Source organism: Shewanella corallii, from assembly GCF_023349125.1.
GTDB lineage: Bacteria > Pseudomonadota > Gammaproteobacteria > Enterobacterales > Shewanellaceae > Shewanella > Shewanella corallii.
On the sequence record NZ_JAKIKT010000006.1, the window covers coordinates 19,509 to 44,816 of the forward strand.

A 25,308-nucleotide genomic window follows, 5' to 3' on the forward strand; every position below is an offset into this window, starting at 1 on the left:
CTGTTTGAGTCAGCGCCACTCCTGATACAGCCCGTTCAGCTGCTTCACTGCCGCCTTGTGCAGCTGGCAGATACGGGTTTCCGTCAGGCCAAGGGTGGCGGCGATCTCCTTTAAATTCAGTTCATGTTGATAATAAAGCGACAGGATCACCTGATCTCTTTTGGCTAATTTGCGGATAGCGGCTTCCAGGGTTTTATGACGCTGAAATCTGTCGATTTCGCCTTCGTCCTGACCCGGTTCCTGGCCACCGGCCAGCATGTCATCCAGGCTGGCCATGGACTCGGCCTGAATGGCAAACAGTCGCTGGCGGTAATCCTCGGCCGACAGCGACAGGGCATCGGCGACTTCGTTATCTTTGGGCGGGCGGGCCAGCTCCCGGGTTAACCTGCGCACTGTGTCGTTGAGCTCGTGGGCCTGTTGCCTTACCGGGCGGGGACGCCAGTCCTGACGCCTGAGTTCGTCCAGAATGGCACCGCGGATACGCTGACCGGCAAAGGAGATAAAGCCGGGGTCATAATCTCCCGGGTAGCGTCGTCCCGCTTCCAGCAATGCCATCATGGCGATCTGCTCCATATCCTCCGGTTCCATCATGGGGCCGCAGTGGCTGCGCAAAGAGGAGACGCAGCGCTTTACCAGAGGCAGATACTGAGACATCAGCTGAGCTTCGGTCAGACGCTTGGCTGATTGCTGTTGGGGTTCCTGATAGGCCAGTTGTTCCGCGTTTACCATAGTGCCTCCTATTGAATGACCAGTCGGGTGAAAAGCACGTCGTCAATCTTCACGGCGAACTTGTTGGCACTCAGTACATTGGTCAGCAGATCTTTGGCTTCCTGTTGCAGCTGCTCCAGATTTTTGGGCTTGTTGAGCTCATCCACCTGCTTACCGGCGAACATCTTCATCAAAGAGTTGCGCACCAGTGGATCAGCTTCTGCCAGTTGATGTTTGGCATTGGCAGAGGAGGATTTAAGCGCCAGCTCCAGCAGTACATAGTGCTGATAATCTTTGCCCGGCACTGAAATGATAAAGCGCTCCAGCGGATAGAATCTGGGTGTGGGCTGGGCGACCTGTTGCGGCTCAAATACATCCCCCATCAGGGTGGGAGATTGCCAACCCAGGTAGAAGGCACCGGCGCTGCAGCCAAGGGCGATGGTCAGGGTTTTAAGGTGCTTTTTCATAAAGGACATAAGGTCTCCTTGGTCAGGCCAGCAGATTGAGATCTGAGCTGGCGGTCGGACGCTGAGGTTGTGAACCTGTGTCCGAATCACTGAGGTGCGTGGCAGATATGCGCTGGCTATCCTGATGTGAATGGGCCTGGCGCTGGTCGGTGTCGCCTCCCTGTTGGCCTACATCCAGTTGAATATCGCCCTGATGATCCTGGGCCAGTTCGGCGCGCAGGCGTTCAAGACCGCTTTGCAGTGCATCGCGGATATGGTTGTTGGCAGCGTGCATTTGAATATGCAGGCGGTCACCGTCGAGACGAATGTTCAGATCGACCTTGCCCATATCCGGCGGGTCCAGCCTGAGCTCTGCTTTCTGGATATGCTGATCCAGTTGGAATCTGAGTTGCTCGCGTAGGGGCTGCAGCAGTTCTCTGGCGTGTTGTGGAATCTGAGCATTAGGGGTCAATGGCAGTGGCCCCCATTGGCTGACTGTTTGACGACTGGCCTGACTGGCATCCACCTGAGTCTGGGCATCGGCTGCCGCTGTCAGTGGCGACAGGAGTTGAGCCTGTGGCGCACTGCGCATTAGCTCTCCGGCACTGCGTTGGGTTAACCAGTCAGCTGGACTGGCGTCTGCGCCGGGCAGAGCTGTTCCTTGCAGTGACGATAATGTCCCTCCCGAAAGGGATGAGAGAGATTGAGTGTGACCGCTTGCCTGAGTCAGACTGGTTTGCGACGCATTACCGGCCGTCGCGCTTACCGCTGCTGTGGTCGCGCTGTTGCCATCAATCAAGCCGGACGCGGTTACCTGAGCCTGGCTCTGGCCGTTCGCAGCAACAAAAGGTGCAGCAACAATAGGCCCGGAGAGCGGCTGTGCAGGTGTGTTCAGAGCAGCGTCCTGTCCCTTCGGCTGGCCATTGAGCGGACTGCCGGGCTGAGCTAAAAGTTGGGCTGTGGAGTGAGGGTTTAGTTGGGCATGGGTGCCTGTCACTGCGCCTGACGTTTGCTCTGAGTGCACAGCTGAGAACTGAGTGGACAGCGGCGTCCCTGCCTGATGAGAGGCATATGCCGTATGCTGACTGAAGCCATCGACCTCAGGTTCTGTGGTCTCATCCCGGGACAATGACGCCTGAGACGTTTTGTCTATGTCCCTGGCTTTCCCGGTGCTGGCTTGCTCAGTGCTGGCCTGCTTACTGGCCTGACGGCGATATTCCGCAAAGCTGCCACTGTCACCGGGCTCCTTTGAGTTCTGCTCGTCCGCTTTATATTGCGGCTGCAGTGAATCAGTCCCGGCAGATCCCTTAATCTGGCTGTGAGAGTGCGCCTGGGGCTGGGCGTAAAGAAGTTCAATTGCCATAGGGGGAGGAATATCCTTGACCTTGTCGCTGGGGCTGGGGCTGCTCTGGCTTTGTGGTGACTGTGGCGTCTGGGCTCTGGGCTGACTGTGAGCTCAGGGCTGATTCGGAGCTCAAGGCTGTCATCGCATAAGCGTTCAGACCATCCTGGCTGGCGCGGAAGCTCTGCATGGTTTCCGCCAGCTGATCTTTGTCCTGTTGCAGGCGATGGATAATGGCCTGATGGCACTGGGCCAGCTCCTGTCTGGCCACCAGTTCAGCATGGTTACGGGGTTGCCCACGTTTAATCAGCGCGTTAACCAGTTTGCGGTTAACCGCCCGCAGGGCATCAAGGTCACCCTTGTCGGCATGGGTCACCAGCGCATGTTGAAACTGTTTCCAGTACTGGACTTCCCTGTTGGAGGAGTTATTCATCTGCATACCTCAGTTCAGGTTGGCCCAGCCTTCCTGGATCTGGGTGATCACCTCGACCACAGGCTGCAGTGCTTTGGGGTTGTTATCGACACTGGCGCTGACCAGCTGACGGCTGCAGTAGTCGTACAGACGATTCAGGTTCACCGCCACTTCACCGCCATTGTCCATATCCAGCATGGAGTCCAGACCGTGCACTATGTTGAGGCACTTGTTTATGCTCTTACCTTTGTCTTCAAAGGCTTTACGCTGCATATGGCCAGCGGCACGGGCCAGCTCTTCCAGCAGACCTTCCAGCAGCATGCGTACCATTTCGTGGGGATTGGCCGAGGCCGCGCGGGCCTCAAGGCTGGCCTGACGGTAGCCGCTGAAAGGGTCTTGTTCATTTAGCATCATGGGAGGTGTCCTCAGTAAAACAGCATGCTGGCGGAGTTCATTTCGTTGATGGCGGATTCCATCGCAGTGAACTGCCCCAGGTAGATCTGGTATCTCTGTTCCATCAGCCGGTTGTGTCGGTCGATGTTGTCTTCCACCCGGTCAATCTGACCGTCCAGGGTGTCTTTCTTGTTGTCGAGATAGCCGTCGAATTTGGTGAAGGGCTCAATGGTGTTTTCCAGCTGATCAACCAGACCACCCTTAGAGGTGAACATCTCTGTGATACCGGCCGGATTGTTTTTCAGGGCATCAGTCAGCTTTTCAGAGTCGATCTCCAGCTTGCCGCTGCGGGTTAGCTCAATACCGATATCGCCAAGACGCATGCCGTTGGGAGCATCGGCAAACACGATATTGCGCAGTTTGCTCTGCAGGTTACGTATGGTGCTGTCGCCCTTGAGAATGCCTATCTGGTCTTCGTCGACTGAGGTGGGGCGATCGTCATCATCATCCTTGTCCTCATCGTCTTTATCCTTGTCATCCTCATCCAGAGCTTCTGCGCCCATGGAGCGGGTCAGTGAGTTGATCTGATCCAGCAGGTCGTTGACTGCATCGACAAAGTCTTCTACCGCTTCTTCGCTGGCCTCATAGTCAGCTTTTACGCTGATCATGCTGGACTCACCGGCGGCGTGGGTTTGTCTGAGCTCGATATCCATGCCATCAATCACATTGGTCAGCTGATTGGAGCTGTTGGAGATAGCGATACCATTGAGGGTGATCTGGGCATCCTGAGCGGCACGGCGCTCTGTCATACCCCAGTCAGCGCCATCCATAGTCACAGAGATGGTGCTGGCTGCGCCGGTCTCTTTGGCGGTCATCATCAGCTCGACCTGACCGCCGGTGCGAACCAGACTGGCCTGTACACCCGGGTTGTCAGGATGGTCGTTGATCATGTCTCTGAGACTGGTGACGGTTTTGCTGCCATCGGCATTCAGCACAGACATATCAAGATCCAGCTGCTTACCGCCGACATTGATGCTCAGCACGCCGGATGTTGGCAGCAGATCGGTTTCTGAGCCGAAGGTCTTGCTCAGCTGATGGGCCTGGGCAAGCTGGTGTACCTGCAGCTCATAATCGCCGGCAGGAGAATCAGGGCTGACGGTCACAGTGGCGTTTTCGCCGGTCACATCCGCCTTCTTGGCTTCGAAGGAGCCGTTCTCCAGCTTTTCCAGCTTGCTGATGATCTTGTCCATAGATCTGTCCAGCAGCTTGTAGGCATCAAGCTGGTCTTCATATTTGTCCATCTTGGCTTTGTACAGCTGGTCTTTGCCCATACGCTCGGCTGCGATCAGTTGTTCGGCAAATTGGGCGCCGCTCATTCCGGAAATCATGCTTATCCTCCTGCGCTGGTCCGGGCGCAGGCTATGGGTTGAGTCTCTGCTCTGCCATAGCAAGCCATATGCCAGCTGTTTAAAGTTATGTAAGGCTCAGTTTTTAAAGCGATTACTGTTTTGGTTGAGCACCGGGGGAAATCCTGAATTTCCCCTGTAAAGAGGAAGAGGCGGAACCGAAATTTCCTGTGTTTCCTGCCTGTTCTCTGTTGTTTAAGGCGGCAGTGGCAAGGGTGGTTTAAAGCCGGGGTGGGAGATTTATTGGGGTAATCGGGAACAGGGCAATAAAAAACGCCCTCCGAAGAGGGCGTTGGCAGACAACATAGGAAAGGAGGAGGTATTAGCCCAGCAGGCCCATAACCAGGCCAGTGTTCTGGTTGGCCTTGGACAGTACGTTGGTACCGGCCTGAACCAGCAGCTGGTTTTTGGTCATGGCAGCAGATTCAGTGGCGAAATCAGCATCCATGATGCGGCCTGCAGCAGCAGTGGTGTTTTCGGTGACGTTAGCCAGGTTGGACGCAGTGTGTTCCAGACGGTTGATGTTGGCACCCAGATCAGAGCGCGCAGTACCTACTTGATCGATGTAAGTGTTGATTTCATCGATAGCATCAGTCGCGTTGGCTTGAGTTGTCAGGTCTCCGGTCAGAGCAGTAGGGCTTGTAATGCCTACGTTCAGTTTTTCAGTGCTGCTTGCACCAATTTGGAAATCAACACCAGCGTTCAGTTTGGTGAACAGGTTGTTACCTGCGTACTCGGTGTTGCCCAAGATACGGGCTGCTTCAGTCTTCAGCGCTGTAAACTCTTCATTCAGCGCGGTCAGATCAGCAGAAGAGTTTACGCCGTTGGCAGCCTGGGTCGCCAGCTCTTTCTGACGCTCAGCGATGTTGGTCAGCTCGTCCAGGGCGCCGTCAGCAGTCTGCAGCATGGAAGTCGCATCGTTAACGTTACGGCTGGCAGTGGTCATACCCACTACGTTGGCATTCAGGCGGTTGGCGATCTGCAGACCGGCTGCATCGTCATCAGCACCGTTGATGCGCAGACCAGTGGACAGACGCTCCATGGCAGTGGACAGCAGACTGTTGTTCTTGTTTACAGAGTTCTGAGCGACCAGAGAAGAGTAGTTAGTGTGTACAGACAGCATGGTTAAGTCTCCGTTGCGAAATTATTCATGTCTCAGAGAAAAAAGAGCGACAGGGAAAAACCAAACTGAATTTATTACTGAAAATATTTTATAACTTGTTGTATTTAAATTTCTTTTAGTAGGTCTTTTGCCTGGTTACGTCCCAGGTTTGCCTGAGCCAACAGGGCTTTAAGCTGCTCTGAGAAGGGGCTTTTGGCAAATTGATTGCTGATGGTTTCCAACAATTCCGGCTCTGGGGTGTCCGGGCGGGTATGTAACACATTACCCAGGTGAGCCAGTTGAGCTCGGGTCTGACGGATTTGTGCTTCCAGCTTGCGACAGGTTTTGGTCAGTTTTATCTCAGTTTGCTGCAAACCCTGAGCCGTTTTCAGATCCCACTCTCTGGGGTCCTGCCAGTGCAACTGCTCCTGCACCTTAATTAATCTTGTGTCTCCCGCCGGCAGTCTGTGACCCTGTCCTTTCAGCAGCAGTCCCTCTTTGAGCAGTGGCCACTGGCTGTCATCACACTCAAAAATGGATTCGCTGCCATCAAAACTAACCTGTAATCCGGCCACTGACAGTGCTCGGGTCAGCTGTTCAGACAGAGAGTGACCATCATCACCGGCAGCCAGCGTGATACTCAGTATCAGCGGGCCTTCAGCTGTGGGCAGTTGCAGGGTGATCTGCTCGTCTCTGGCTTTACTTGAGGCAAGGTTGACCGACTTAAGGCGGAAGCGACGACGCAAAGCACGCTGTTGATTCAGTCTGAGATTAAATTGATGGTCCAGCAGCGGCAGCCCAAGGTAGCTGGGTTGTTGACGGCTTAATTCGCCACGCAGCTGTTCCAGCTGCGCCTGTGCCTGAGGTTGTTGGCTGCGGGCCTGGGGCAGCAGTTGCAACATCTGTTTCAGCATCTGGTGTATCTGACTTTGAGCCTGTACAGCCAACTGTGCCGAGCTGATCCTGTGCTGGGCTTCAGTCATTTTGGCCCAGCGTTCAAACGCCGCATGGCGGAACTGACCCACGAGCAGCTGCGGCTGTTGTTGGGCAGGGGAATTGCCTGTGGCTGTGGATTTTACCGTTTGGCTGACCGGGGCGAGTTGTCCCGCCAGCTTAAGCGCGTCTGATACACCGTTAATCATGGCTACTGCTTATTTAAAAAAAGGCGGCACCAACTCTATAAGAGGTGGTGCCGCAAGGGAAGAAAACCCGATACATCAAAGGTGGTTAAACAGGGTCAGCTGACTGATTTTGACAAAGCTCTGCTGGGACACCTGCAGTGCCGTCAATCGCATCTGGAACTCAGATACGGCACTGGGGTAGTCCAGCGCTTCGGTTTCGCCTATCACCTCTTCGTTGAACAGCACCATCTCTTCGTGTGCGCCCCTGGCCAGCTCCAGGCTGTTCTGCTTGCCACCGATATCGGTAATTGCAGCGTTAAAGCTGTCCATGGAGTCGTTGAGGGTGGTCATCATGTCGGACACCAGATTATCGAAACCGGCTTCTCCCGGTCCCTGAGCCGGGTCATTGAGGGCATCGATCAGCTGCTGAGTCTGGTTGAGAATATCCATGCTGCCGTTAGCAAACATAAACTCTCCAGCGGTGACATTGGCCTCGGTCCAGGCGTTGGCAGAGGTTTGTACCTCTCTATGGTTGTTGTCACCCTGATACACATACTGGCCGCTGGCATCTTTGGCTACCGCCGGAGTATTGGTCAGGTTACCGGAGAACAGGTAGTTGCCCGCCTCATCTTTGGCGTTAACACTGTCGACCATGCTCTCCAACAGTTCGGTCAGCTCGCTGGCATAAGCTGCCCTGTCTTCGGCAGAGGAGCTGCCGTTGGCGGCCAGCAGGCTGATCTCCCGCATCCGGTTTTGCAGGTCTACCATACCTGACAGGTAGGTTTCGCTGCGCTCCAGACTGGAGGAGAGGGAGTCGATGTTGTCGATATACTGCTCTGTGGCCGCCAGATGACGTTCGCTGGTCAGCACTTTTACCGTGCCGATCGGGTCATCGGAGGGACGCAGAATCGCCTTGCTGCTGGCCATCTGTTGTTCCAGATGCGCCATGGTGCTGAGGCTGCTTTGCATGCTGTAGATATTGGATGTGTACATGTTCAACATGGCAACGCGCATGATGAATTCTCCTTTTACTTAAAGCTGGAAAGCAGCGACTGGAACAGTTGATCAGCAGTGGCAATCACTCTGGCATTGGCCTGGTATGCCTGCTGATAGATGATAAGGTTGGCGCCTTCTTCATCCAGGTTTACCCCGCTGGTGGCGGCCCACTGAGTCTGGGCTTCCTTTTGCAGCGCCATGGCGGTGTCCTTGTTCATATCAGCCTGACGGGCGCTGGAACCCAGCTGGCCCACCTTGGACGCAAAGGCATCGCCCATCGAGGCCGTGGTGCCCAGATATGTAAAGGTAAACTCCTTGTCGGCCAGGGCGATAAGCTCTTTGAGGTTGGCGTTGTCGCCGGGCGTGCCATCTTTACCGAAAGCCAGCATCTCAGGTTTGAGGTTCTTGTTGATCCTCAGGCTGCCAGAGGGATTACTGGCTTCGTAGATAAACAGCGGCTCTGTCACCGGGTTACCATTGAGGTCTGTGCCCCCCGCCAGTACGCCGTTGATCTCGTCTGCCATGGTGGAGGCCAGTTCATCGATAAAGGCTTTGGACTCGGTGAGGCTGGTGTCTCTATAGTCGATAAGTGAGCCCAGGCTACCTCCTGCTTTTTGATCCAGGGGAAAACTGGCGTCGCCAAACTTGATGGCCAGTACCGACTTGTCCGGGTTGGCGACATCTGTGGTGTTTTGCAGTGTGGCGTGTGTGGTACCGCTCAGCAGGGGCTGGCCTTGAGCCAGGGAGATATTGACCAGCCCCTGACTGTCGGTGACCACGCGAATGTCCATCAGCCCTGCCAGTTCATCAATGGCAGCATCTCTGGCATCCAACAGGGATGCCGGTGGCGTGCCGCTGGCCTGAGTCGAGCTGATCTCTTTATTGAAACCGGCGATATTTTTCAGCAGGGTGTTCACTTCGCTGACTGAAGCGCCCAACTGGCCTTCAATCTGTTGCTGCTGGGCTGAGATACCTTCGGCAATGGAGTTGAATCTCTGGGCCATACCATTGGCCTCATTCAAAACGGCCTGACGGTAGGCGATCTCATTGGGTTGCTCCAGCGCCGAGTTCATGGCGGCAAACAGCTGATCCAGGCCGTTTGAGATATTGTTGCCCTCGGCACCGAATACCTGCTCGATATTGCCGAAGTAACTGTCCTGTACCTGAGCAAAGCCCACATCTGAGCTGGTGCGCCACAGCTGGGCGACCTGGTATTGATCTGAAATACGGCGTACCCCCTCAACCATGACGCCGGTTCCGGCACCATAAGCGCCCCCGCCCACAGAGCTGAAAATCACCTGCTGACAGGAGTACCCCGGAGTCATGCCATTGGTGGTGTTGTTGGCCATGGTTTGCAGTGCCGCCATGCTGGCGTTCAGGCCTGACAATGCCGTGTTGATCATCTTCATTTAGGCTCCTTGGACACCAACGGCAGTATCAAAGCGGGCTGCATGGCGTTGGTGACAGGCTGTTGCTGGACTTGTCCTCTGTTTTGATTGAGGGCGACCGCCGCGTCGGTGGACTGAAGTCCAGCTGCCAGTTGTGCTGTCATCACATCGGCCAGACCGGTGGACTGCACCTGACTCAGGTGTCCTGCCAGTTCGCTGTCATACCAGTCCCGATACATGCCGTCATTCTGGGAGGAAAGCACGCTGTCCTCATCGGCCAGCACATCACTGGCGGTGCGCATCTGCTTGAGTACCGTTTGCAGGAACTGAGCCTCAAATTGCTGGCTCACCTGCTTGAGGGCACCATACTCGCCATTGCTTTTAATCAGTTCACCGGCATCCAGTTTGCCCAGTACGCCTTGGTTATTGGTCAGTTTCATTAGATCACCACCAAATCTGCTTCCAGTGAGCCGGCTTCCGCCAGCGCCTGCAGTATCGCCATCAAATCCATTGGAGAAGCGCCCATGCTGTTTACCGCTCTGACTATCTCCTCCAGCGAGGTGCCTTCGGGCCAGATAAACATATGGCCATTACCTGTATCGATATCCACCTGAGAATCACTGGTCACCACGGTTTCACCGGCGGCTTCACCAAAGTAGCCCGCATTGGGCTGGCTGACCTGCTGCTGCTCTGTGATGGTGACGGTCAGGTTGCCGTGGCTGACGGCGGCTTTGCGCACCACCACATCGCCACCCAGCACTACAGTGCCGGTACGGCTGTTGAATACCACTCTGGGGATCTTGCGTCCCTGTTCAACCTGAACCTCTTCCAGCAGTGACATAAAGGTCACACGTTCACGTTCGGTTTTTGGGGCTCGAACACTGACTTTGGCATGGCTTAACGCCTGAGCCACATCCGGTCCGAACATGCCATTGATGGCGCGTTCGATATTGCGGGCTGTGGTGAAATTGGGTTGTTTCAGGTTCAGGGTCACCGTCGGGTTTGAAGCAAAGCTGCTGTTGATAGCGGCCTCCAGCAAAGCGCCGTTGGGGATAGTGCCTACGGTCGGCACATTGATGGTGACAGAGGTGCCGTTGCGGCCTTCAGCAGAGACGCCGCCCACCACCAGATTGCCCTGGGCGACGGCATAGATTTCACCATCCACCGCTCGCATGGGCGTCATCAGCAGGGTGCCGCCCCGCAGGCTTTTGGCATCACCCAGTGAAGACACAGTGACATCCAGTGACTGACCCGGACTGGCCATGGGAGGCACGGTAGCCACTACCGCCACGGCCGCGACGTTTTTCAGCTTGGGATCGGTACCATCTTCAATCTGCACACCGAACTGCTTGAGCATGTTCACCACAGACTGACTGGTGAATTTCACCTGAGTTTTGTCACCTGTGCCATCCAGACCCACCACCAGGCCATAGCCCACCAGTTGGTTATCACGTATGCCCTGCACATCCACTATGTCCATCAGGTATCTGTCATTGCTGGAGGCATTGGCGGTGAGCGGCATGCCTGCAATGGCAGAGGCCAGCATCAGGGCGTAAAAAAATCGCTTCATAAAATCTCTTATCACAGTGGGAACCAGGGGCTGTTGAAGTAACGGGCAGCCCAGCCCATGGCATTGCTGTCAGCAATGGCACCCTGACCACCATAAATAATCCGTGCATCGGCGATGCGCTGGGAGGAGATGGTGTTGTCGTTATCGATATCTTCGACGCGGATAAGTCCCAGCAGGCGCAGATATTCGTCACCCTGGGTCAGGCGCAGCCACTTTTCACCACGGATCAGTAACACACCGTTGGGCATCACTTTGGCCACTGTCACTGTGATGGAGCCGGTCAGCTGGTTTTGCTGAGTAGTGGAACCCGCACCATTGAAACCACGACTGATTGAACCATCACCACTGGCCGCCAGACTGCCACCATCACTGCTGCCCTGAATGCCCATGGACATATCCTGAGACTTGCTGGTCTGGGTGTTGGCGCGCTTACTGGAGTAGGTTTTCTCCTCCAGATTAACGGTGAGGATATCCCCCTCGCGAAAAGCCCGCTTGTCCTTGAACAGAGTAAGCATATAGCCGGGACGATAAACGCTGCCGTCTTTGGCTTCCGGCAGGGTGTAGTCTATGGTCGGCGGTGCCCAGTCCCGGGTTCCCGGCTTCTGCTCCGGCTCGGGCAGATGGGAGGCACAGCCCCCCAGCATGAGTAATATCAAGAGTCCAATCAGTCGCATATCTGTACCTTGGCTGCCAGTGCTTACAGTGACTGGTTGAGGAACTTGAGCATGTCGTCAGAGGCGGACACCACTTTGGCGTTCATCTCATAGGCACGCTGGGTGGAGATCATCTCGACCATCTCTTCCACCACATTAACGTTGGCCCCTTCCAGAGCGCCCTGGCGCAGCTGCCCCAGCGCTTCATCACCGGGAATACCTTCAATGGCGGCGCCGGACGCATCGGTTTCCCGATACAGGTTGTTGCCACGAGCTTCCAGACCGGCAGGGTTGGTGAAGTGAGCCAGAGTGATCTGTCCCAGCTCCTGAGCTTCCGCCTGTCCCGCCAGCTGGGCGCTGACGATACCGTCTGTGGCTATGGTGATAGTCAGGGCATCTTCCGGGATCTCAATATTGGGAACCAAAGGCAGACCCTGAGAGGTCACCATCAGGCCATCGGCGTTACGGTAGAACTGACCGTCGCGGCTGAAAGCCAGATCGCCATTGGGCTCTTCCACCTGGAAGAAACCCTGACCTTCAATGGCCAGATCCAGTTGCTGGTTGGTGGTCATGATATCGCCGCCGGTAAATACCTTCTGGGTGCCCGCGACCCGGGTACCTGTACCGAGTTGCAAACCTGCCGGCAGCTGGTTCAGCTCATCTACCTGACCGCCGGGTTGGCGCTGCGTTTGGTAGAAAAGGTCATTAAAGGCCACGCGATCACGCTTAAAGCCTGTGGTATTGACGTTGGCTAGGTTGTTGGCAATTGTCGTCATCTTGACGTCCTGAGCGGTCAAACCTGTCTTACTGACCCAAAGTGCGCTGTGCATTCTCTCTATTCCTTTTAAGCGTCGCGCAGCAGACGGTTACCGGCATCGGCCAGCTTCTCTGCGCTTTTCATCAATTTCACCTGAACTTCGAACTGGCGGGTCAGGTCCATGGCGGCGATCAGTTCGCTGACCGCTTCGACATTGCTGCTCTCCAGTACGCCTGAGTCCACCTGTACCTGATCGTTGGCTGCGGCCAGTTCGTTGCCGTCGATACCATAGAAAAGACCATCTTCCGCTTTGCGGATATCGGCGTTTTCCGGGTTGACCAGCTTGAGCTGACCCACCTCTTCAATCACGCCACCGGCATCGGGCAGTACTGAAACCATGCCCTGATCACTGATAAACAGATCTCTGTATTCCGGCAGTACGATAGGGCCGTCGATACCCACCACCGGGCGACCATCTATGGTCAGCTGACCATTGGCATCGGCCACCAGGCCGCCATGGCGGGTGTAGGCTTCGCCATCCTGGGTTTGCACTGTAAACAGGCCGTTGCCACGAATCGCCAGATCCAGATCCCGGCCCGTGGGATTGGCAACACCGGCAGCGCCGGAGAAGCCGCTGTCCTGAGTGTGAGCCAGAACCCGGGTGGGCAGGGCGGCTGCCACAGTGTCGACCCGCATGGCAGCAACACGTTCCAGATCGGCCTTAAAGCCCGGAGTATCTGCGTTGGCAAGGTTATGAGCCCGAATGGTCTGGGCTTCCATAATGCGGCTGGCACCCTGAGCCGCGGTGTAGAGCATCTTGTCCATAACTGACCGTTAGATTGCGTTCAGCAGCGCTTGCTGCATGGTGGAGTTGGTATCCAGCACCTTGGCGTTGGACTGGTAGTTACGCTGGGCCGTCATCAGGCTCACCATCTCGGCTGTAGTGTCGACGTTGGAGCCTTCAAGATAACCGCCTGTGATTGAACCCAGAGTGCCGGAGGCCGGCGCACCGGTTACCGCCTGACCGGCGGCTGCAGTCGCCACCCAGGCGTTATTGGACACAGGGGTCAGGCCGTTGGGGTTATTGAAGTCAGCCAGTACCACCTGGCCCTGCAGTTGCTCCTGGCCGTTGGTGTAAGTGCCGTAGATCATGCCGCTGTCATCCAGACGGATACCGTTCAGCTCGCCTGCTGTGTAACCGTCCTGACTCAGGCTGGAGTTGTTGTAATCGGCGGCATACTGGGTGCAACTGTCGTAGTTCAGTGCCAGTTGCAGGTTATCTGCGCCAGCCGTGCCGGGAATGGTGAGGTTCAGGTCGCCACCTGTGGCCAGCTTACCCTTGCTGTCGAAGCTAATCGGGTGACCACCGGCTGGACCCACTTCCGCGCCGTTCATCATGTAGTGAACATTCCAGCTGTTGTCGCCGGTTTTTACATAGTACTGGGTCAGAGCATGCTCATTACCCAGAGAGTCGTACACAGTCACTGTGCCGGAAGAGTGGAAGCTGCCCGGATCGTTTGCGTCGAAAGGGGTAACCGCCGGGTCGATGGCGTCGACTCTTGCATCCAGATTGGATACCTGGCCAATCTCAGTGGTGGCCTTGGCTGGCAGCGAGCCCGTTTTGATCTGCAGGTCGCTCATATTGCCGTTCTGCAGCTGACCACCTGCACCCACTGCATAGCCCTGCAGACGATTACCGGCAGGATCTGTGATAAAGCCCAGCGCATCCTGGCTGAACATACCGGCGCGGGAGTACATCTTGGTGCCGTCGGTGGCATTGAGAACGAAGAAGCCTTCACCCTGGATACCCATGTCTAATTGACGACCTGTATAGGTGAGAGAGCCGCCCATGGAGAAGTTCTGGCTGGTGTTGGCCACGTTTACACCGCCCGGGTTTCCGCCGTTATAGATGGCTGCAAACTCGCTGCGACCACCGCGGAAACCCACAGTAGAGGAGTTGGCGATATTGTTGGAGATGGTGTTCAGATCCTGGCTGGTGGCCTGCAGACCGCTCAGGGCAATATTGAAAGACATGGGCTTATCCTTTTAAGAAACTTCAGAAATATCGAGAACAGAGACAGTGCCGAGACCGTGGTCCATTTCGGCCATCATCATGCCCTGGGCGCTGATAAAGTGAATTTTGGTAATGGGGGCTGACAGGAAACTTTTGGCTTCGATGGATTTCTCCCCCTCTTTGGCGGCCACTTTCAGCTCATACTCACCTTTGGGCAGACCCAATGCTTCGGGGTCTATGGTGAAGGGGATATCGCCCTTTTCCTGGCTGCCCAGAGTGATGGTACTGACAGTTTCTCCCTGCTCATTCACCAGCTCGATATCCAGTGACTCTACTGCGTGTTCCAGATAGATTTTGCCGTCGACGGCTTCGCTATCCAGCTCAAACTCAGTGGCCGGAACCATAGCTTCCTTACCGATCAAAGAGGCGGACTGCACTATGCCCAGGTTTTCCATCATCATCATCTGAGTGGTCTGGTTCTGGCGCATATGCTCCAGACTTTCAACCTGGGAGAAGGTGGCCAACTGGCTGACATATTCGTTGGCGTCCATGGGGTTGGTGGGGTCCTGATTCTGGATCTGGGCGATCATCAGAGTCATAAACTCATTCTTCAGCGAGGCGGCATCATTGGCGTTGGGAGTGACTGTATTACTGCCCTGAGGATTGGATGCTGCGTCGGCCTGGAGTTGTACTGACATGGTGCGTCCTTACTTGTTGCCCAGCTGCAGCAGGCCCTGCTGCATGCTGCGGGCCCGATTCATGATTTCAACACTGGTCTCGAAGGCGCGACTGGCGGCCATCATATCCGCCATCTCTTCCATAGTGTTGACGTTGGAATAGGCCACATAGCCCTTCTCGTCGGCGAAGGGATGGTCTGGTTCGTAACGCATCTGCAGCGGTGCATCGGCTTCCACTATGCCAGCTACCTCTACTCCTGCACCCGGCGTTTTACCTTCGGCCACCTGGTTGTAGCTGGTGGAGAAAACCGGCTTGAGGGCGCGATATGCCTGCTCCGGAGACTCGGCTGCCACGCCTGCATTGGCCAGGTTACTGGCCACAGTGTTGAGGCGTACTGTGTGGGCAGTCATCGCACTGCCGGAAATCGAATAAATCTCATTGAACGACATCTTGGTTGCTTACCTTAGGTCCTTGGATTGGGTTACTTGCCTTCGATGGCGCCGCGGATACCGCTGATCTTCATATTCAGGAAGGTCAGACTGGTCTGAAAGTCCATGGCGTTCTGGGAGAATCTGGCCTGCTCGGCGCCCAGCTCAACAGTGTTGCCGTCGGCGCTGGCCTGATGGGGAACGCGGTAGCCTGTCTGGTATTCGCGGGACATGGGCATACCGGCATTCAGGCCTGTCATCAGAGCTGAAAAATCCAGGTCTTTGGCCTGATAGCCCGGGGTTTCGGCATTGGCCAGGTTGCTGGCGAGGATCTTGCTGCGCTCGACCCTGAAGTCCAGCAGCTGGGGGTGTACCCCGAGTGCTTCATCAAGCTTGATAGTCATCTGTGCTCCCAGTAAGGTATGTCGGCATTTTCAGTTCTGATACCAAATAGCGTGCCAATTTATTAAGTTGATTAAATACAGTGAGTTATAGATTTTTGCTCAGGTTTGGCGGAACCGACTTTTCCTGTTTCCGGGCCACCGCTTCCGGCCTTTGTTTCCCCGTGTCTGCCCTGGCAATATTCCGGGGTTGCCTGTTATTCACTGTCCTGCTGTTGATGGTGTCTTTGGTGCCGGGCAGGGCGCTGGCGGCTGAGCTGAAACAGCAAAGCGGCAATCCGGTTGAACAACTGCAGCAGCAAAGTGAGCGATACTTGCTTAATCGACTGCAGCACTGGCGTCGAAGCGTGGGACTGCAGCCGTTGAAAACCCGAGTGGAAGTGAAGTTGCCATCAGGGGTTTCCAGGCTCCCTCGCTGTGAGCAGGCGCCTGATGTTGAGACAGTGTCCGACTCGGCTGCCCTGTGGGGACAGATCTCTCTGCGGGCAGAGTGTCACTCGCCACAATGGCAACTGGTACTGAGAGCTCAGGTGGAAGTGGAGGCAAACTTACCTGTATTAAAGTCCGCGAAAAGCCGGGGCGATGTGATTACAAAGCCTGATACTGTTTGGCAATGGCAAACACTTAGCGCATCAGATCGAGGTTTGGTTACCAGAGAGACTCAATTACTGGGTAAACAGGTGGTCAGACGCATCAGAGCCGGGACACCGGTCAAACTCAAACAGCTGGAATCTGCCGATTGGGTTACTGCTGGACAGCAGGTGGTTATTGAGGCAAAAAGTCCCGGGTTTGTCGCCAGAATGCAGGGTAAGGCACTGGAAAATGGCAGTGAAGGCGAGGCGATTCGGGTGAAGAATCTGAGTTCCGGCAAGGTGATTACCGCTTATCCCATTGCCCCGGGTGTGGTGGAAACCCGGTTTTAGCTCGTGACTCCAATCAATAAAGCAAAATGGCGGAAAATTGACTTCCGTCATTTCAGTTACTCCGAGCTGCGGTCGTTTTAACCGGATAGAAGCGTATAACGGAGACCACTGATGGAAATCAGAAAGACAAGTACCCCACAGGTGACTCTGGTCAACAGCCAGAAATCTGCCGCTCCCCAGCAGGCCAAAGCCGAGGTGAAAACTGCCGGAAATGAGCCGGCCGTGAGCCAGGACTGGCGCCTGTTGGAGCAGGGCCATGAAGAGCTGAAAAGTACCAGTGACTTTGATGCTGACAAGGTCGCCGCCCTGCGTCAGTCATTGAAAGATGGCTCTTTTGATCTGGATGTCGGCCTGATTGCCGGCGCCATGCTGCGTCAGCACGGCTGATATGGCGGGCAAGAAAGAGCTGTTGCAGGCGCTGATCCGCGGTATTCGCCGGGATTTGGCCGATTATGCCCGATTGCAGGAGCTGCTTACCGCCCAGCGTCAGTTAATGCTGGGGCGTGATAACGACGGATTGGTTGAGCATAATCGCGTGCAGGATCAACTGGTGGCGCAGCTTGCCCAAAGTGCATCACAGCGCAGTCAGTTGCTGCAGCGCATTGGTGTGACAGCCGATGCCGCTGGGGTGGAAAAGCTACTCAAGGCTATGCCTGCGTCAGTGGCCGGTCAGGTGCAGACAATGTGGCTACGATTAATGGCACTGGGCGCTGAGTGCCAGGCGGCCAATGAGCAGAATGGTCGATTGCTGGTACGTCAGCAGGAGCTGATCAGAGATCTGCTGCAACAGTCTCCCTCTTCTCAAACTTCCTCTTTGGGCTACTGACGGAAACGGCTGTGCCCGGCCAGATCATCCGTCACCTTTTGTTCCTGGCGGGCCTGCAGTTGTTGCAGTGCCTGCTTTTTTTGTTCTACCAACCAGTTTAATCCCTGCCAGCGTCCCAGCTGGGCCTGCCACAATTTCTCCAGCCTTTGCTGTTCCAGAATCGTCAGTGCCAATTGGCGCTCCAGGGCCTTATCCATTGGCTGCAACTGATTACACATCTGCTGCTGGTTTTGCCACAGCAGGGCATTAGCGTGATCGCCGCCCTGATACTCCAGGCTTAATTGGCGCAGGGTGTCCAGCTGGTGCTGCAACTGCGAGACCTTGTTGCCAAGCTCCCGACGGCGTTCACCCAGCTGTCTCAGTTTGTCCTCTTCCCGCTCTGAAAGGCGTTGTATGGCGTTCATTTGTGACCTATCTGCTCCAACAGTTGCTGCAGCTGCTCAAGGCTGGCGCTGGTGGTGTGGCACTCCTGGGTGCCCTGTTTAAGAAAATCCGCTATGGATGGATAGGCACTGACCGCCATATCCAACTGAGCATCCTGACCCGGCTGATAACCACCAAGGGGCAATAGCTCCCGTACTTCCTGATAGCGGCCCAGTAACTGTCTCAGGGCAGAGATGGCATTGAGCTGCGCCTGAGGCGCGATTTGTGAGGCCAGACGACTGACTGAGGCGTTGACATCCAGTGCCGGGAAGTGCCCGGCTTCAGCCAGTTTACGGCTCAGCACAAAGTGACCATCCAGAATCGCCCGTGCGGCATCGGCAACCGGATCACTGGGGTCGTCACCCTCAGCCAGCACAGTGTAGAAGGCGGTCAGGGTTCCCTGGGGATGGCTGCCATTGCCTGCCATTTCCACCAGTGATGGCAGTTGGGCAAAAGCGGAAGGCGGATAGCCCTTGGTCGCCGGTGGTTCGCCCATGCTGAGGGCGATTTCGCGCTGGGCCTGAGCATAGCGGGTGAGGGAATCAACCAGCAGCAGCACCTGCTTGCCTTCATCCCGGAACTGACAGGCGATTTGGTGACACAGGCGCATGGCCCGCAGCCGCATCAATGGTGGAGTATCCGCCGGGGCGGTAATCACCACAGCGCGGCGACGTCCCTCTTCACCCAGAGATTGTTCGATAAACTCACGGACTTCCCGGCCCCGTTCACCAATCAGGCCAACCACCACCACATCGGCTTCGGTAAAGCGGGTCATCATGCCAAGCAGTACACTTTTACCTACACCCGGTCCGGCAAACACCCCCAGTCGCTGGCCCCGGCCCACAGGCAGCAGAGCATTGATTGCTCTGACGCCCACATCCAGAGGCTGACAGATAGGTTGACGTTGCAGGGGATTGGGCGTTTGCCTGGAGGGAGTGACCTGATGAACCGCTGACAGCGGCCCCAGTCCATCCATGGGTTCACCCAGACCGTCCAGTACCCGTCCCAGCAGGCCGGGCCCCACAGGAACCCGGTAGCTGGCCTCTATGGGCATGACTCGAGCGCCCGGCATCAGGCCCGTGGTGTGGGATATCGGCATCAGACAGAGGGTATCGCCGTGGAATCCCACCACTTCAGCTTCGACATATTCGCCGTCACGACACTCAACCAGCGCTCTGTCGCCCGTCCCCAGGCGACAACCCACGGCTTCCAGCAGCAGGCCATTAACCCGGGTGAGACGACCATAAAGGCGGGCAACCGGGACACTGGGCCAGTCGTACAGCTCGGCTGTCATCAGGCGCCGACTCCGGCTTCTGTTTGTCTGGCAAGGTGCGCTTCAACCTGATCCATGCAGGTATCCAGCCTGGTTTCCACCGAAGCATCGGCGTCACATTGATCGCTGATAACGCGGCAGCCACCCTGACTGATGCTGGCATCTGCCACCAGATGCCAATCTTTGATCTTCTCCGGGGCCAGTTGCTCCAGCTCGTTGACGGCTGCAGGTTGCAGGTGGATACGGATATCTTTGGCATTGGCGGGCAGCGCAGACAGTGTCTCCTCCACCAGGGCGATAATCTGTTGTGGCTGTAGGGTCAACTCGCAACGGATCACCTGATGGGCAACCCGACGAACCAGATCCACTATCAGTTGCTGTTGCTCCAGCACCTGCTGTTTATGACCCTCTTCCAGCAGGGCTTTAAGCGCGCTGATTGGGGTGATGATCTCATTCAGCTGCTGGTCGATATCCATCTTTCCCTGCTGCTGACCTTCGACACGCCCCTGATGGAAACCGGCGGCATAGCCTGCCCGTTTACCCTCTTCTTCGCCGTTTTGACGTCCGGCTTCATAGCCCTGACTGACGCCTTCGTCATAACCTTTATCGAAGGCCTGCTGATAATCCTGCCACTCTCCGGCGTCGGCTTCACCTGCTTCTCTGGCTTGCAAGGGGGCGAACTGGTGACGGCGGGCAAAGGTGCCATTCAGGCGCCAGCGTGTTGACTCCATAGTGTTTACTCCACTACCTGTTCTTCAAACAACTGCAGCTCAATTTTGCCTTCGGCCATCATATCCTTGGCGATCTCCATAATCTGGCGGCGGGCTTCATTGGCCTGACTCAGCGGCACTGCACCCAGGGCTTCAACCTGGGTTTCAATGGCGGAGGACATACGTTTGGGCAGGGCGCCCAGCAGGGTACGTTTGAGTTCTGTATCTATGCCTTTAAGCGCCAGTGCCAGGGTCTCGGCATCGACTGCGCCAATAATCTCCTGCAGCACTTCAGGTTTCTGGCGACCCAGAATAATGAAGTCGAACATATTGTCGGCCACTTCGCTGGCCAGCTTTCTATCGTGCATGCGGATCAGCTGCATCAGCTGCTCGCGGTCACCCTCAAAGCGGTTGAGGATGTCGGCCACCTGACGTACACCAGATACCTGAGTGTGGCTCTTTTCCATTGCCATCAGCATGCAGCGTTCAACCAGTTGACGCAGTTCATCCACCACGTCTCTGTCCAGCTCGCCCAACTGGGCGATACGCACCAGAATTTCGTCCTGGTTAATCTGGGGCAGGTGCTGCAGTACCTGAGCGGCAGTTTCCGGTGGCAACAGCCCCAGCATCACTGCCTGCAGCTGCACGTGCTCATGAAGCAGTTCCCGGGCCAGCAGTTTGGCGTCTACCCACTCCAGGCGTTTCACCAGGGTTTTGATCTCATCGCCATAGATGCTGTCGATCAGGCTCTTGGCGACCCTGTCCCCCAGTGCCAGATCCAGTGTCTTTTGCAGGTAAGTGCGGGAGGCTCTGGCAATACCGGCCTGCTCCTCATAGCGACCGAAGAAGCGGTTGAGCACAGCTTCGGCTTCCTGTTGGGTGGTGGATGACAAACGGGCCATTTTATAGCTCAGATGCTCCACATCATGGCGGTCCAGGTGGGCCATTACTTTGGCGGCTCCCTCTTCGCCCATACTGAGCAGCAGCATGGCTGCTTGCTCCATATTGTCCATCTTGATGTTCAGCAGTTCGTCATTCACTGTCTTTATCTCTTATCCAATGGCTGATCACTTCGGCCACGCGAGCCGGTTCTTCGTTGGCCAGCAGGCCCAGATGCTGCATCTTCACTGTCAGCGGGGAGCCCGGCGGTGGCAGTGACTGTGCCAGAGCGGTTTGCATTGAGTGTTGCTCGGGAGCCGGCAGGCTGCTGTAGTCATGCTGCTCTTCGGCGTCGGCAGCTACGGCTTCCACCTTTTCAGTCAAGGCGCCCTGAGGCTGAGGTGCTGCCCCGGCGCTGGTGGTGCGAACCAGGTGGGTAACCAGGGGACGCAGAACAAACAGGATCAGACCCAGACCCAGCAGGCCGCCGATCAGGTATCTCAGATACGCCTGATAATCCTTGGTTTGCCACCATGGCAGGGGTTCGAACACCACCTCTTTGGCGGGCAGGAAGGCGAAGTTGCTGATACTGAATGAGTCACCACGGGTGGTGTCAAAGCCGATGGCATCCTTCACCATGGTGGTGATCTGCTCCAGCTGCTGAGGTTGCCAGCCCTGTTCACCGGCAACGCTGTTGTTGACCAAAACCGATACCGACAGTTTCTCCAGCTGCATCTGCTGGAAACGTGTGTGACGAACCGAGCGGCCCACGGCGTACTGGCGGTTTTCTTGCTGACTCAGGTTACGGCTGTTGTTGTTATCTTCGCCTGCTGCAGTGGCTGGCTGATTGCTCAGTGCGCCCGGAATACCCAGACCCAGTGAGTTATTGGTTTCATTGGTTTTGACATTTTCCTGGGTGACTATGGATTGGGGATCCAGAGATTCCCGGGTCTCCTCAACCTGATTGAAGTTCACCATGGCGGCAACCTGAACCTGATAGTTTCCGGCGCCCAGTATCGGGTCCAGCATACTTTCGGCTCGGGTAACCAGACTTTGCTCCAGCTCCTGGGTGTAGTTCAGCTGCTTGTCTCTGGCCTGGGTGATGTCTTGATTGGAGGTGACATCGGCACTGAGGAAGTTACCCGCCTGATCGACTATCTGTACCAGGTCCGGGGTCATACCGGTGACGCTGCCAGCCACCAGGTTGGCGATGGCGGTGATTTGGGCTTCCTGCAGTTTGGCACCTGCATAGAGCTCCAGCAGCACAGAGGCGGTTGGCTTTTCAGGCTCGGCGCGGATAAACAGGGTGCGTTTTGGAATGGCCAGATGAACCCGGGCATGACGCACTGGCTCCAGTGCCATAATGGTGCGCGACAGTTCCCCTTCCAGGCTGTGACGATACTTGGCTTGCTCCATAAACTGGCTGGTGCCCAGAGCGGCATCACCCAGAGCTTCCATACCCGATGGCACCTGAGCTTTTACGCCGCGGGCAGCCAGCAACATGCGGATTTCTCCCAGTTGGTCTTCCCGCACCAGGATCTGGCCTGTGCTGGCATCCAGCTGATAGTTCAGGCCCTCGGTATCCAGCACTTCGATAATCTGGGCTGAATCTATCTTCTCCTGATGACCATAGAGGGGACGGTAACCCTGAGAGCTGGTCCACAGCAGCAGTACGATAACGCAGGCCACCACTGACGCCAGAATAGCCAGTGCGATAACCTGTTGGTCGCCCTTGGTAAAGCGCTGAAGCTTCTGTTTAACCGTCTTCAAGCCTGCGCCGGTATCGGCGGGGAAAGCGGGTTGGGAGTGGGTTAAGCTAGTTGACATGGGGCTTCCTTAAATCGGCATCTTCATCACATCATCAAATGCCTGAACCAGGCGGTTTCTTATCTGCATCAGGGCGGCAAAGGAGAGGCTGGCTTTCTGTGAGGCGACCATGGCGCCCACCAAATCATCGCTTTCGCCTGTGTCCACGGCCCGTGTCATGGCACCGGAAACCAGTTGGTCCTGGTTTACCGCCGACACCTTCTGCTTCATCAGATCTGAGAAGGAAACCGTGACAGCTTGCTCGGCAAATATGTTGGACGGTTTAATGGCGCCTTTGGCCAGTTCCTGGTGGACCTGCATGGTCTGCAGCATATCCGTCGCTGTGGTATTCAGGGGGAGAGACATATTGGCTTCCTTTGCGATTGGGATCAGGCGGCCTGACGCGCCTGTTCAAGCAGTTGGTCTATATCTATGCCAGCATCGCGCATCTGGGCCAGCTTGTATCTCAGCGCACGGGTGGTCATGCCCAGTGCGTCGGCGCTGCGAGCCCTGTGACCGGCGAAGCGCTTGAGCGTATCGATAACGTATTGGAATTCTGCGTGTTTCTTTGAGGCTTTCAGGCCTTCACCCGGAGTGGCATCCGTCGCTACAGGCTGATGTATGGCATCACACTGGATACCCAGCTCTGCCGCCTGCAGTGCCTGACCATGGCGCAGCACCAGGGCCCGTTGGATGGTGTTTTCCAGCTCCCGCACATTGCCAGGCCATTGGTGGCTGAGCAGCAGTTGTTTGGCGGCATCGCTGAAGTAGCACTCCTGTCCCTGAGTCAGATGTTGGTAGCGCTGAATAAAATGTTCCGCCAGCGGAAGAATATCTTCCTTCCGCTCCCTCAGCGGGCGAATGTTCAGGGGCAACACATCGAGTCGGTAGAAGAGGTCTTCGCGGAACTGCCCCTGTTGCACCGCCTGACGCAGATCTCTGTTGGTGGCGGCGATGATACGAATATCCAGACTGATGGTTTTATGGCTGCCAACCCGTTCGATTTCCCGCTCCTGCAGTACCCGCAACAGTTTGGCCTGCAGCATCAGTGGCAGTTCGCCAATCTCATCCAGCAGCAGGGTACCGCCGTTGGCCAGCTCAAATTTACCGGGCTGATCATGGCTGGCACCGGTAAAGGCACCTTTGACATGACCAAACAGCACGGACTCCAGGATCTGCTCTGGAATGGCGGCGCAGTTAACGGCGATAAAGGGTTTGTCGTTGCGGTTGGAATGGCGATGAATATAACGGGCCAGAGGTTCTTTACCTGTGCCGCTCTCACCGGTCAGCAATACACTGGCATCGGCAATGGCGGCTCTGTGAGCCAGCATCAGCAGCTGTTTACTCACCGGGGAGGCGGCGACCAGGCTTTGGTCAGTTTGCTCCAGTCGACGCAGGCGTTGTACCAGATTCAGCAGTTGTACTTCATCCAGCGGCAGTAGCAGGTAATCCTGAGCACCACAGCCCATGGCGGCGCTGGCCAGTTCAGATTGTTCAGGGTTTAGCAGGGCAACCAGGTTACGGCTGCGGATCTGCTTAAGCTGACCCGGTACCTGTTCCAGCTCGGCCCGGGACAGATCAACAAAGGTCAGCCAATTGCCCTGGGCTGAATCGTCCAGCACAAATCCCTGAGCTTCGAGGGCGTGACGACAATTGTCTGAAATCAGTGTGCTGCAGCCGGAGATTTTGACTCTCATTGTTCCTCTTCCCCAATCGCTTTAACCAGTCTGATAGTCACTCTGCGGTTGAGTACCCGGCCGTTTTCAGAACTGTCTGAGGCGATGGGCTTACGGTTACCGTGATGGAATACCTGCAGTTTGTTTGCATCGATACCCAGTTCAATCAGGCGGGAGGCAACATTCTCGGCTCGCTCCTGGCTCAGTACAAGATTGGACAGGCGGTTGCCGCTGGCGTCGGCGTGACCATCGACCAGGACGCCTGTGATGTTGCCATCGGCTTTGACATACCTGGCGATCGCTCTCAGATCCTGCTCGGCATCGGCACTCAGCAGAGAGGAGGAAGTCCCAAAGCGAATTTCTCTTTGTCTTACGTATTCAAATGGTTGCGGTAAAAGTGCGCGGCGGCACTGTCGAAATGCCTGCAGGGATTCGCTGACATTGACCGGGGGAATTGTGAGGCGATAGCTGAGCTTGTCGGACTGTCTGATATCCAGTTGCCAGCTGTAACCCTGCTCCAGGGCTTCGATAAACGGCTCCAGCACCGAACCTTTGGCCTGGGCTCTGTGTTGGTGCCAGAACATTTCTGTGTAAATTTGCGGGCGGGTGTTTGTATTCCAGCTTGAATCAACCACGCTGGCGGTGGTGGTGCCTGCGTTACTTAACCAATCAGCATCCAGCTGAAGTGCCGGCCTGACACCTGGCTCCATGCGCAGTGCCAGACGGCCGAAGCCGGTGATCTCCTGAGACAGTTCGCAACCAAATGCATCACCATTAAATTGCCATTTCACCTGTTCAAGAGGCGTTTGATAACGAGTCGGCTCAGCATGTGCAAAATTAATAAGTAACATGCTTGATATAATTGCGCTGAATAAATAACAAACGGCCGGCATGATAATAATCATCCTTAAATTAATCGTGTATAACAGGATATTTTTAAATGTTTTTATTAGGTTTTTTATTATCTTGAAGTCGGG

At 55.9% G+C, this 25,308-nt stretch carries 30 protein-coding genes; 3 read left to right on the forward strand and 27 right to left on the reverse strand.

All coding sequences use genetic code 11. The annotated features are described in order from the left end of the window. Positions 1-9 precede the first annotated feature (9 nt). From L2725_RS14825 to L2725_RS14915, 19 genes are all read right to left on the reverse strand, one after another. Positions 10-729 (reverse strand): RNA polymerase sigma factor FliA, encoded by a 720-nt coding sequence (locus L2725_RS14825; RefSeq protein WP_249249653.1) that lies wholly within the window; start codon positions 727-729, stop codon positions 10-12. A gap of 8 nt (positions 730-737) precedes the next feature. Further along, positions 738-1,184, reverse strand: a complete 447-nt coding sequence (locus tag L2725_RS14830; protein ID WP_249249654.1) for a flagellar basal body-associated FliL family protein — start codon at positions 1,182-1,184, stop codon at positions 738-740. Positions 1,185-1,197: 13 nt separating this feature from the next. Continuing rightward, the gene (locus L2725_RS14835; RefSeq protein ID WP_249249655.1) at positions 1,198-2,517 is read right to left on the reverse strand and encodes a flagellar hook-length control protein FliK; all 1,320 of its coding nucleotides are present in this window, start codon (positions 2,515-2,517) and stop codon (positions 1,198-1,200) included. Further along, the gene (locus tag L2725_RS14840; RefSeq protein WP_249249656.1) at positions 2,507-2,929 is read right to left on the reverse strand and encodes a hypothetical protein; all 423 of its coding nucleotides are present in this window, start codon (positions 2,927-2,929) and stop codon (positions 2,507-2,509) included. The genes L2725_RS14835 and L2725_RS14840 overlap by 11 nt, the downstream gene beginning before the upstream one ends. A gap of 9 nt (positions 2,930-2,938) precedes the next feature. Continuing rightward, positions 2,939-3,319, reverse strand: a complete 381-nt coding sequence (gene fliS / locus L2725_RS14845) for a flagellar export chaperone FliS (protein ID WP_115136692.1) — start codon at positions 3,317-3,319, stop codon at positions 2,939-2,941. A 14-nt stretch (positions 3,320-3,333) separates the two neighbouring features. Then, positions 3,334-4,689, reverse strand: a complete 1,356-nt coding sequence (fliD, locus tag L2725_RS14850) for a flagellar filament capping protein FliD (protein WP_249249657.1) — start codon at positions 4,687-4,689, stop codon at positions 3,334-3,336. 340 nt (positions 4,690-5,029) lie between these two features. Continuing rightward, complete coding sequence (locus L2725_RS14855; protein ID WP_248936780.1) at positions 5,030-5,830, reverse strand: flagellin N-terminal helical domain-containing protein; 801 nt, start codon at positions 5,828-5,830, stop codon at positions 5,030-5,032. 104 nt (positions 5,831-5,934) lie between these two features. Further along, the gene (locus L2725_RS14860; RefSeq protein ID WP_249249658.1) at positions 5,935-6,951 is read right to left on the reverse strand and encodes a hypothetical protein; all 1,017 of its coding nucleotides are present in this window, start codon (positions 6,949-6,951) and stop codon (positions 5,935-5,937) included. A 75-nt stretch (positions 6,952-7,026) separates the two neighbouring features. After that, complete coding sequence (flgL, locus tag L2725_RS14865; RefSeq protein ID WP_249249659.1) at positions 7,027-7,944, reverse strand: flagellar hook-associated protein FlgL; 918 nt, start codon at positions 7,942-7,944, stop codon at positions 7,027-7,029. A gap of 14 nt (positions 7,945-7,958) precedes the next feature. Further along, on the reverse strand, positions 7,959-9,335 hold the full coding sequence (flgK, locus tag L2725_RS14870) for a flagellar hook-associated protein FlgK (RefSeq protein ID WP_249249660.1): 1,377 nt from the start codon (positions 9,333-9,335) through the stop codon (positions 7,959-7,961). Further along, complete coding sequence (locus L2725_RS14875; RefSeq protein ID WP_249249661.1) at positions 9,332-9,754, reverse strand: rod-binding protein; 423 nt, start codon at positions 9,752-9,754, stop codon at positions 9,332-9,334. Before L2725_RS14875 ends, flgK begins: the two co-directional genes overlap by 4 nt. Further along, the gene (locus tag L2725_RS14880) at positions 9,754-10,884 is read right to left on the reverse strand and encodes a flagellar basal body P-ring protein FlgI (RefSeq protein ID WP_249249662.1); all 1,131 of its coding nucleotides are present in this window, start codon (positions 10,882-10,884) and stop codon (positions 9,754-9,756) included. Before L2725_RS14880 ends, L2725_RS14875 begins: the two co-directional genes overlap by 1 nt. A gap of 11 nt (positions 10,885-10,895) precedes the next feature. Then, the gene (gene flgH / locus L2725_RS14885) at positions 10,896-11,558 is read right to left on the reverse strand and encodes a flagellar basal body L-ring protein FlgH (RefSeq protein ID WP_249249663.1); all 663 of its coding nucleotides are present in this window, start codon (positions 11,556-11,558) and stop codon (positions 10,896-10,898) included. Positions 11,559-11,581: 23 nt separating this feature from the next. Beyond that, positions 11,582-12,367 (reverse strand): flagellar basal-body rod protein FlgG, encoded by a 786-nt coding sequence (gene flgG, locus L2725_RS14890; RefSeq protein ID WP_115136593.1) that lies wholly within the window; start codon positions 12,365-12,367, stop codon positions 11,582-11,584. A 14-nt stretch (positions 12,368-12,381) separates the two neighbouring features. Next, positions 12,382-13,119 carry a flagellar basal body rod protein FlgF gene (locus L2725_RS14895; protein WP_248936786.1) on the reverse strand — a complete coding sequence of 246 codons (738 nt, stop codon included), beginning with the start codon at positions 13,117-13,119 and terminating at the stop codon, positions 12,382-12,384. 9 nt (positions 13,120-13,128) lie between these two features. Continuing rightward, a complete protein-coding gene (flgE, locus tag L2725_RS14900; RefSeq protein ID WP_249249664.1) occupies positions 13,129-14,328 on the reverse strand; it encodes a flagellar hook protein FlgE in 1,200 nt (399 codons plus the stop codon). A 12-nt stretch (positions 14,329-14,340) separates the two neighbouring features. Beyond that, the gene (locus L2725_RS14905) at positions 14,341-15,006 is read right to left on the reverse strand and encodes a flagellar hook capping FlgD N-terminal domain-containing protein (RefSeq protein WP_249249665.1); all 666 of its coding nucleotides are present in this window, start codon (positions 15,004-15,006) and stop codon (positions 14,341-14,343) included. 9 nt (positions 15,007-15,015) lie between these two features. Further along, positions 15,016-15,435: a flagellar basal body rod protein FlgC gene (gene flgC / locus L2725_RS14910; RefSeq protein ID WP_115136589.1), complete on the reverse strand. Its 420-nt coding sequence runs from the start codon at positions 15,433-15,435 to the stop codon at positions 15,016-15,018. Between the two features lie 32 nt (positions 15,436-15,467). Further along, positions 15,468-15,818: a flagellar basal body rod protein FlgB gene (locus tag L2725_RS14915; RefSeq protein ID WP_248936789.1), complete on the reverse strand. Its 351-nt coding sequence runs from the start codon at positions 15,816-15,818 to the stop codon at positions 15,468-15,470. An 80-nt stretch (positions 15,819-15,898) separates the two neighbouring features. Here L2725_RS14915 and flgA point away from each other — a divergent pair, with 80 nt between their 5' ends. The 3 genes from flgA (at position 15,899) to flgN (ending at position 17,564) form a co-directional block, all read left to right on the forward strand. After that, entirely contained in the window at positions 15,899-16,738 is an 840-nt protein-coding gene (gene flgA / locus L2725_RS14920) for a flagellar basal body P-ring formation chaperone FlgA (protein WP_249249666.1), read from the forward strand. Between the two features lie 111 nt (positions 16,739-16,849). Then, positions 16,850-17,125 (forward strand): flagellar biosynthesis anti-sigma factor FlgM, encoded by a 276-nt coding sequence (gene flgM, locus L2725_RS14925; protein ID WP_249249667.1) that lies wholly within the window; start codon positions 16,850-16,852, stop codon positions 17,123-17,125. Between the two features lies 1 nt (position 17,126). Continuing rightward, the gene (flgN, locus tag L2725_RS14930; protein WP_249249668.1) at positions 17,127-17,564 is read left to right on the forward strand and encodes a flagellar protein FlgN; all 438 of its coding nucleotides are present in this window, start codon (positions 17,127-17,129) and stop codon (positions 17,562-17,564) included. Here flgN and L2725_RS14935 read toward each other — a convergent pair. The 8 genes from L2725_RS14935 to L2725_RS14970 are packed head-to-tail and all read right to left on the reverse strand — an operon-like array spanning position 17,558 to position 25,182. Next, positions 17,558-17,968 carry a flagellar FliJ family protein gene (locus L2725_RS14935; protein ID WP_115136584.1) on the reverse strand — a complete coding sequence of 137 codons (411 nt, stop codon included), beginning with the start codon at positions 17,966-17,968 and terminating at the stop codon, positions 17,558-17,560. The genes flgN and L2725_RS14935 overlap by 7 nt on opposite strands. Further along, on the reverse strand, positions 17,965-19,281 hold the full coding sequence (locus tag L2725_RS14940) for a FliI/YscN family ATPase (protein ID WP_249249670.1): 1,317 nt from the start codon (positions 19,279-19,281) through the stop codon (positions 17,965-17,967). Before L2725_RS14940 ends, L2725_RS14935 begins: the two co-directional genes overlap by 4 nt. Further along, positions 19,281-19,991 (reverse strand): flagellar assembly protein FliH, encoded by a 711-nt coding sequence (fliH, locus tag L2725_RS14945; protein ID WP_249249671.1) that lies wholly within the window; start codon positions 19,989-19,991, stop codon positions 19,281-19,283. The genes L2725_RS14940 and fliH overlap by 1 nt, the downstream gene beginning before the upstream one ends. A gap of 5 nt (positions 19,992-19,996) precedes the next feature. Next, positions 19,997-20,983, reverse strand: coding sequence for a flagellar motor switch protein FliG (locus L2725_RS14950; protein ID WP_115136691.1), 987 nt, complete (start codon positions 20,981-20,983; stop codon positions 19,997-19,999). A gap of 19 nt (positions 20,984-21,002) precedes the next feature. Continuing rightward, positions 21,003-22,676, reverse strand: a complete 1,674-nt coding sequence (gene fliF / locus L2725_RS14955; protein ID WP_249249672.1) for a flagellar basal-body MS-ring/collar protein FliF — start codon at positions 22,674-22,676, stop codon at positions 21,003-21,005. A gap of 9 nt (positions 22,677-22,685) precedes the next feature. Further along, positions 22,686-23,021 carry a flagellar hook-basal body complex protein FliE gene (gene fliE / locus L2725_RS14960; protein ID WP_115136580.1) on the reverse strand — a complete coding sequence of 112 codons (336 nt, stop codon included), beginning with the start codon at positions 23,019-23,021 and terminating at the stop codon, positions 22,686-22,688. Between the two features lie 23 nt (positions 23,022-23,044). Continuing rightward, positions 23,045-24,352 carry a sigma-54 interaction domain-containing protein gene (locus L2725_RS14965; protein WP_283164322.1) on the reverse strand — a complete coding sequence of 436 codons (1,308 nt, stop codon included), beginning with the start codon at positions 24,350-24,352 and terminating at the stop codon, positions 23,045-23,047. After that, entirely contained in the window at positions 24,349-25,182 is an 834-nt protein-coding gene (locus tag L2725_RS14970) for an OmpA family protein (protein ID WP_249249673.1), read from the reverse strand. The genes L2725_RS14965 and L2725_RS14970 overlap by 4 nt, the downstream gene beginning before the upstream one ends. Positions 25,183-25,308 lie beyond the last annotated feature (126 nt).

Coding starts and splice junctions, on each gene's coding strand:
- L2725_RS14950 (WP_115136691.1), bottom strand. CDS start 20,983: ATGGACAATATGGAGCAAGCAGCCATGCTGCTGCTCAGTATGGGCGAA.
- L2725_RS14835 (WP_249249655.1), bottom strand. CDS start 2,517: ATGGCAATTGAACTTCTTTACGCCCAGCCCCAGGCGCACTCTCACAGC.
- flgL (WP_249249659.1), bottom strand. CDS start 7,944: ATGCGCGTTGCCATGTTGAACATGTACACATCCAATATCTACAGCATG.
- flgK (WP_249249660.1), bottom strand. CDS start 9,335: ATGAAGATGATCAACACGGCATTGTCAGGCCTGAACGCCAGCATGGCG.
- L2725_RS14840 (WP_249249656.1), bottom strand. CDS start 2,929: ATGAATAACTCCTCCAACAGGGAAGTCCAGTACTGGAAACAGTTTCAA.
- L2725_RS14905 (WP_249249665.1), bottom strand. CDS start 15,006: ATGTCAGTACAACTCCAGGCCGACGCAGCATCCAATCCTCAGGGCAGT.
- L2725_RS14970 (WP_249249673.1), bottom strand. CDS start 25,182: ATGTTACTTATTAATTTTGCACATGCTGAGCCGACTCGTTATCAAACG.
- fliE (WP_115136580.1), bottom strand. CDS start 23,021: ATGTCTCTCCCCCTGAATACCACAGCGACGGATATGCTGCAGACCATG.
- flgM (WP_249249667.1), top strand. CDS start 16,850: ATGGAAATCAGAAAGACAAGTACCCCACAGGTGACTCTGGTCAACAGC.
- L2725_RS14965 (WP_283164322.1), bottom strand. CDS start 24,352: ATGAGAGTCAAAATCTCCGGCTGCAGCACACTGATTTCAGACAATTGT.
- fliS (WP_115136692.1), bottom strand. CDS start 3,319: ATGCTAAATGAACAAGACCCTTTCAGCGGCTACCGTCAGGCCAGCCTT.
- flgN (WP_249249668.1), top strand. CDS start 17,127: ATGGCGGGCAAGAAAGAGCTGTTGCAGGCGCTGATCCGCGGTATTCGC.
- L2725_RS14880 (WP_249249662.1), bottom strand. CDS start 10,884: ATGAAGCGATTTTTTTACGCCCTGATGCTGGCCTCTGCCATTGCAGGC.
- L2725_RS14860 (WP_249249658.1), bottom strand. CDS start 6,951: ATGATTAACGGTGTATCAGACGCGCTTAAGCTGGCGGGACAACTCGCC.
- L2725_RS14830 (WP_249249654.1), bottom strand. CDS start 1,184: ATGTCCTTTATGAAAAAGCACCTTAAAACCCTGACCATCGCCCTTGGC.
- fliH (WP_249249671.1), bottom strand. CDS start 19,991: ATGGAGTCAACACGCTGGCGCCTGAATGGCACCTTTGCCCGCCGTCAC.
- flgE (WP_249249664.1), bottom strand. CDS start 14,328: ATGTCTTTCAATATTGCCCTGAGCGGTCTGCAGGCCACCAGCCAGGAT.
- flgH (WP_249249663.1), bottom strand. CDS start 11,558: ATGCGACTGATTGGACTCTTGATATTACTCATGCTGGGGGGCTGTGCC.
- L2725_RS14855 (WP_248936780.1), bottom strand. CDS start 5,830: ATGCTGTCTGTACACACTAACTACTCTTCTCTGGTCGCTCAGAACTCT.
- L2725_RS14915 (WP_248936789.1), bottom strand. CDS start 15,818: ATGACTATCAAGCTTGATGAAGCACTCGGGGTACACCCCCAGCTGCTG.
- flgG (WP_115136593.1), bottom strand. CDS start 12,367: ATGCACAGCGCACTTTGGGTCAGTAAGACAGGTTTGACCGCTCAGGAC.
- flgC (WP_115136589.1), bottom strand. CDS start 15,435: ATGTCGTTCAATGAGATTTATTCGATTTCCGGCAGTGCGATGACTGCC.
- L2725_RS14940 (WP_249249670.1), bottom strand. CDS start 19,281: ATGACAGCCGAGCTGTACGACTGGCCCAGTGTCCCGGTTGCCCGCCTT.
- fliF (WP_249249672.1), bottom strand. CDS start 22,676: ATGTCAACTAGCTTAACCCACTCCCAACCCGCTTTCCCCGCCGATACC.
- L2725_RS14825 (WP_249249653.1), bottom strand. CDS start 729: ATGGTAAACGCGGAACAACTGGCCTATCAGGAACCCCAACAGCAATCA.
- L2725_RS14935 (WP_115136584.1), bottom strand. CDS start 17,968: ATGAACGCCATACAACGCCTTTCAGAGCGGGAAGAGGACAAACTGAGA.
- L2725_RS14895 (WP_248936786.1), bottom strand. CDS start 13,119: ATGGACAAGATGCTCTACACCGCGGCTCAGGGTGCCAGCCGCATTATG.
- fliD (WP_249249657.1), bottom strand. CDS start 4,689: ATGATTTCCGGAATGAGCGGCGCCCAATTTGCCGAACAACTGATCGCA.
- L2725_RS14875 (WP_249249661.1), bottom strand. CDS start 9,754: ATGAAACTGACCAATAACCAAGGCGTACTGGGCAAACTGGATGCCGGT.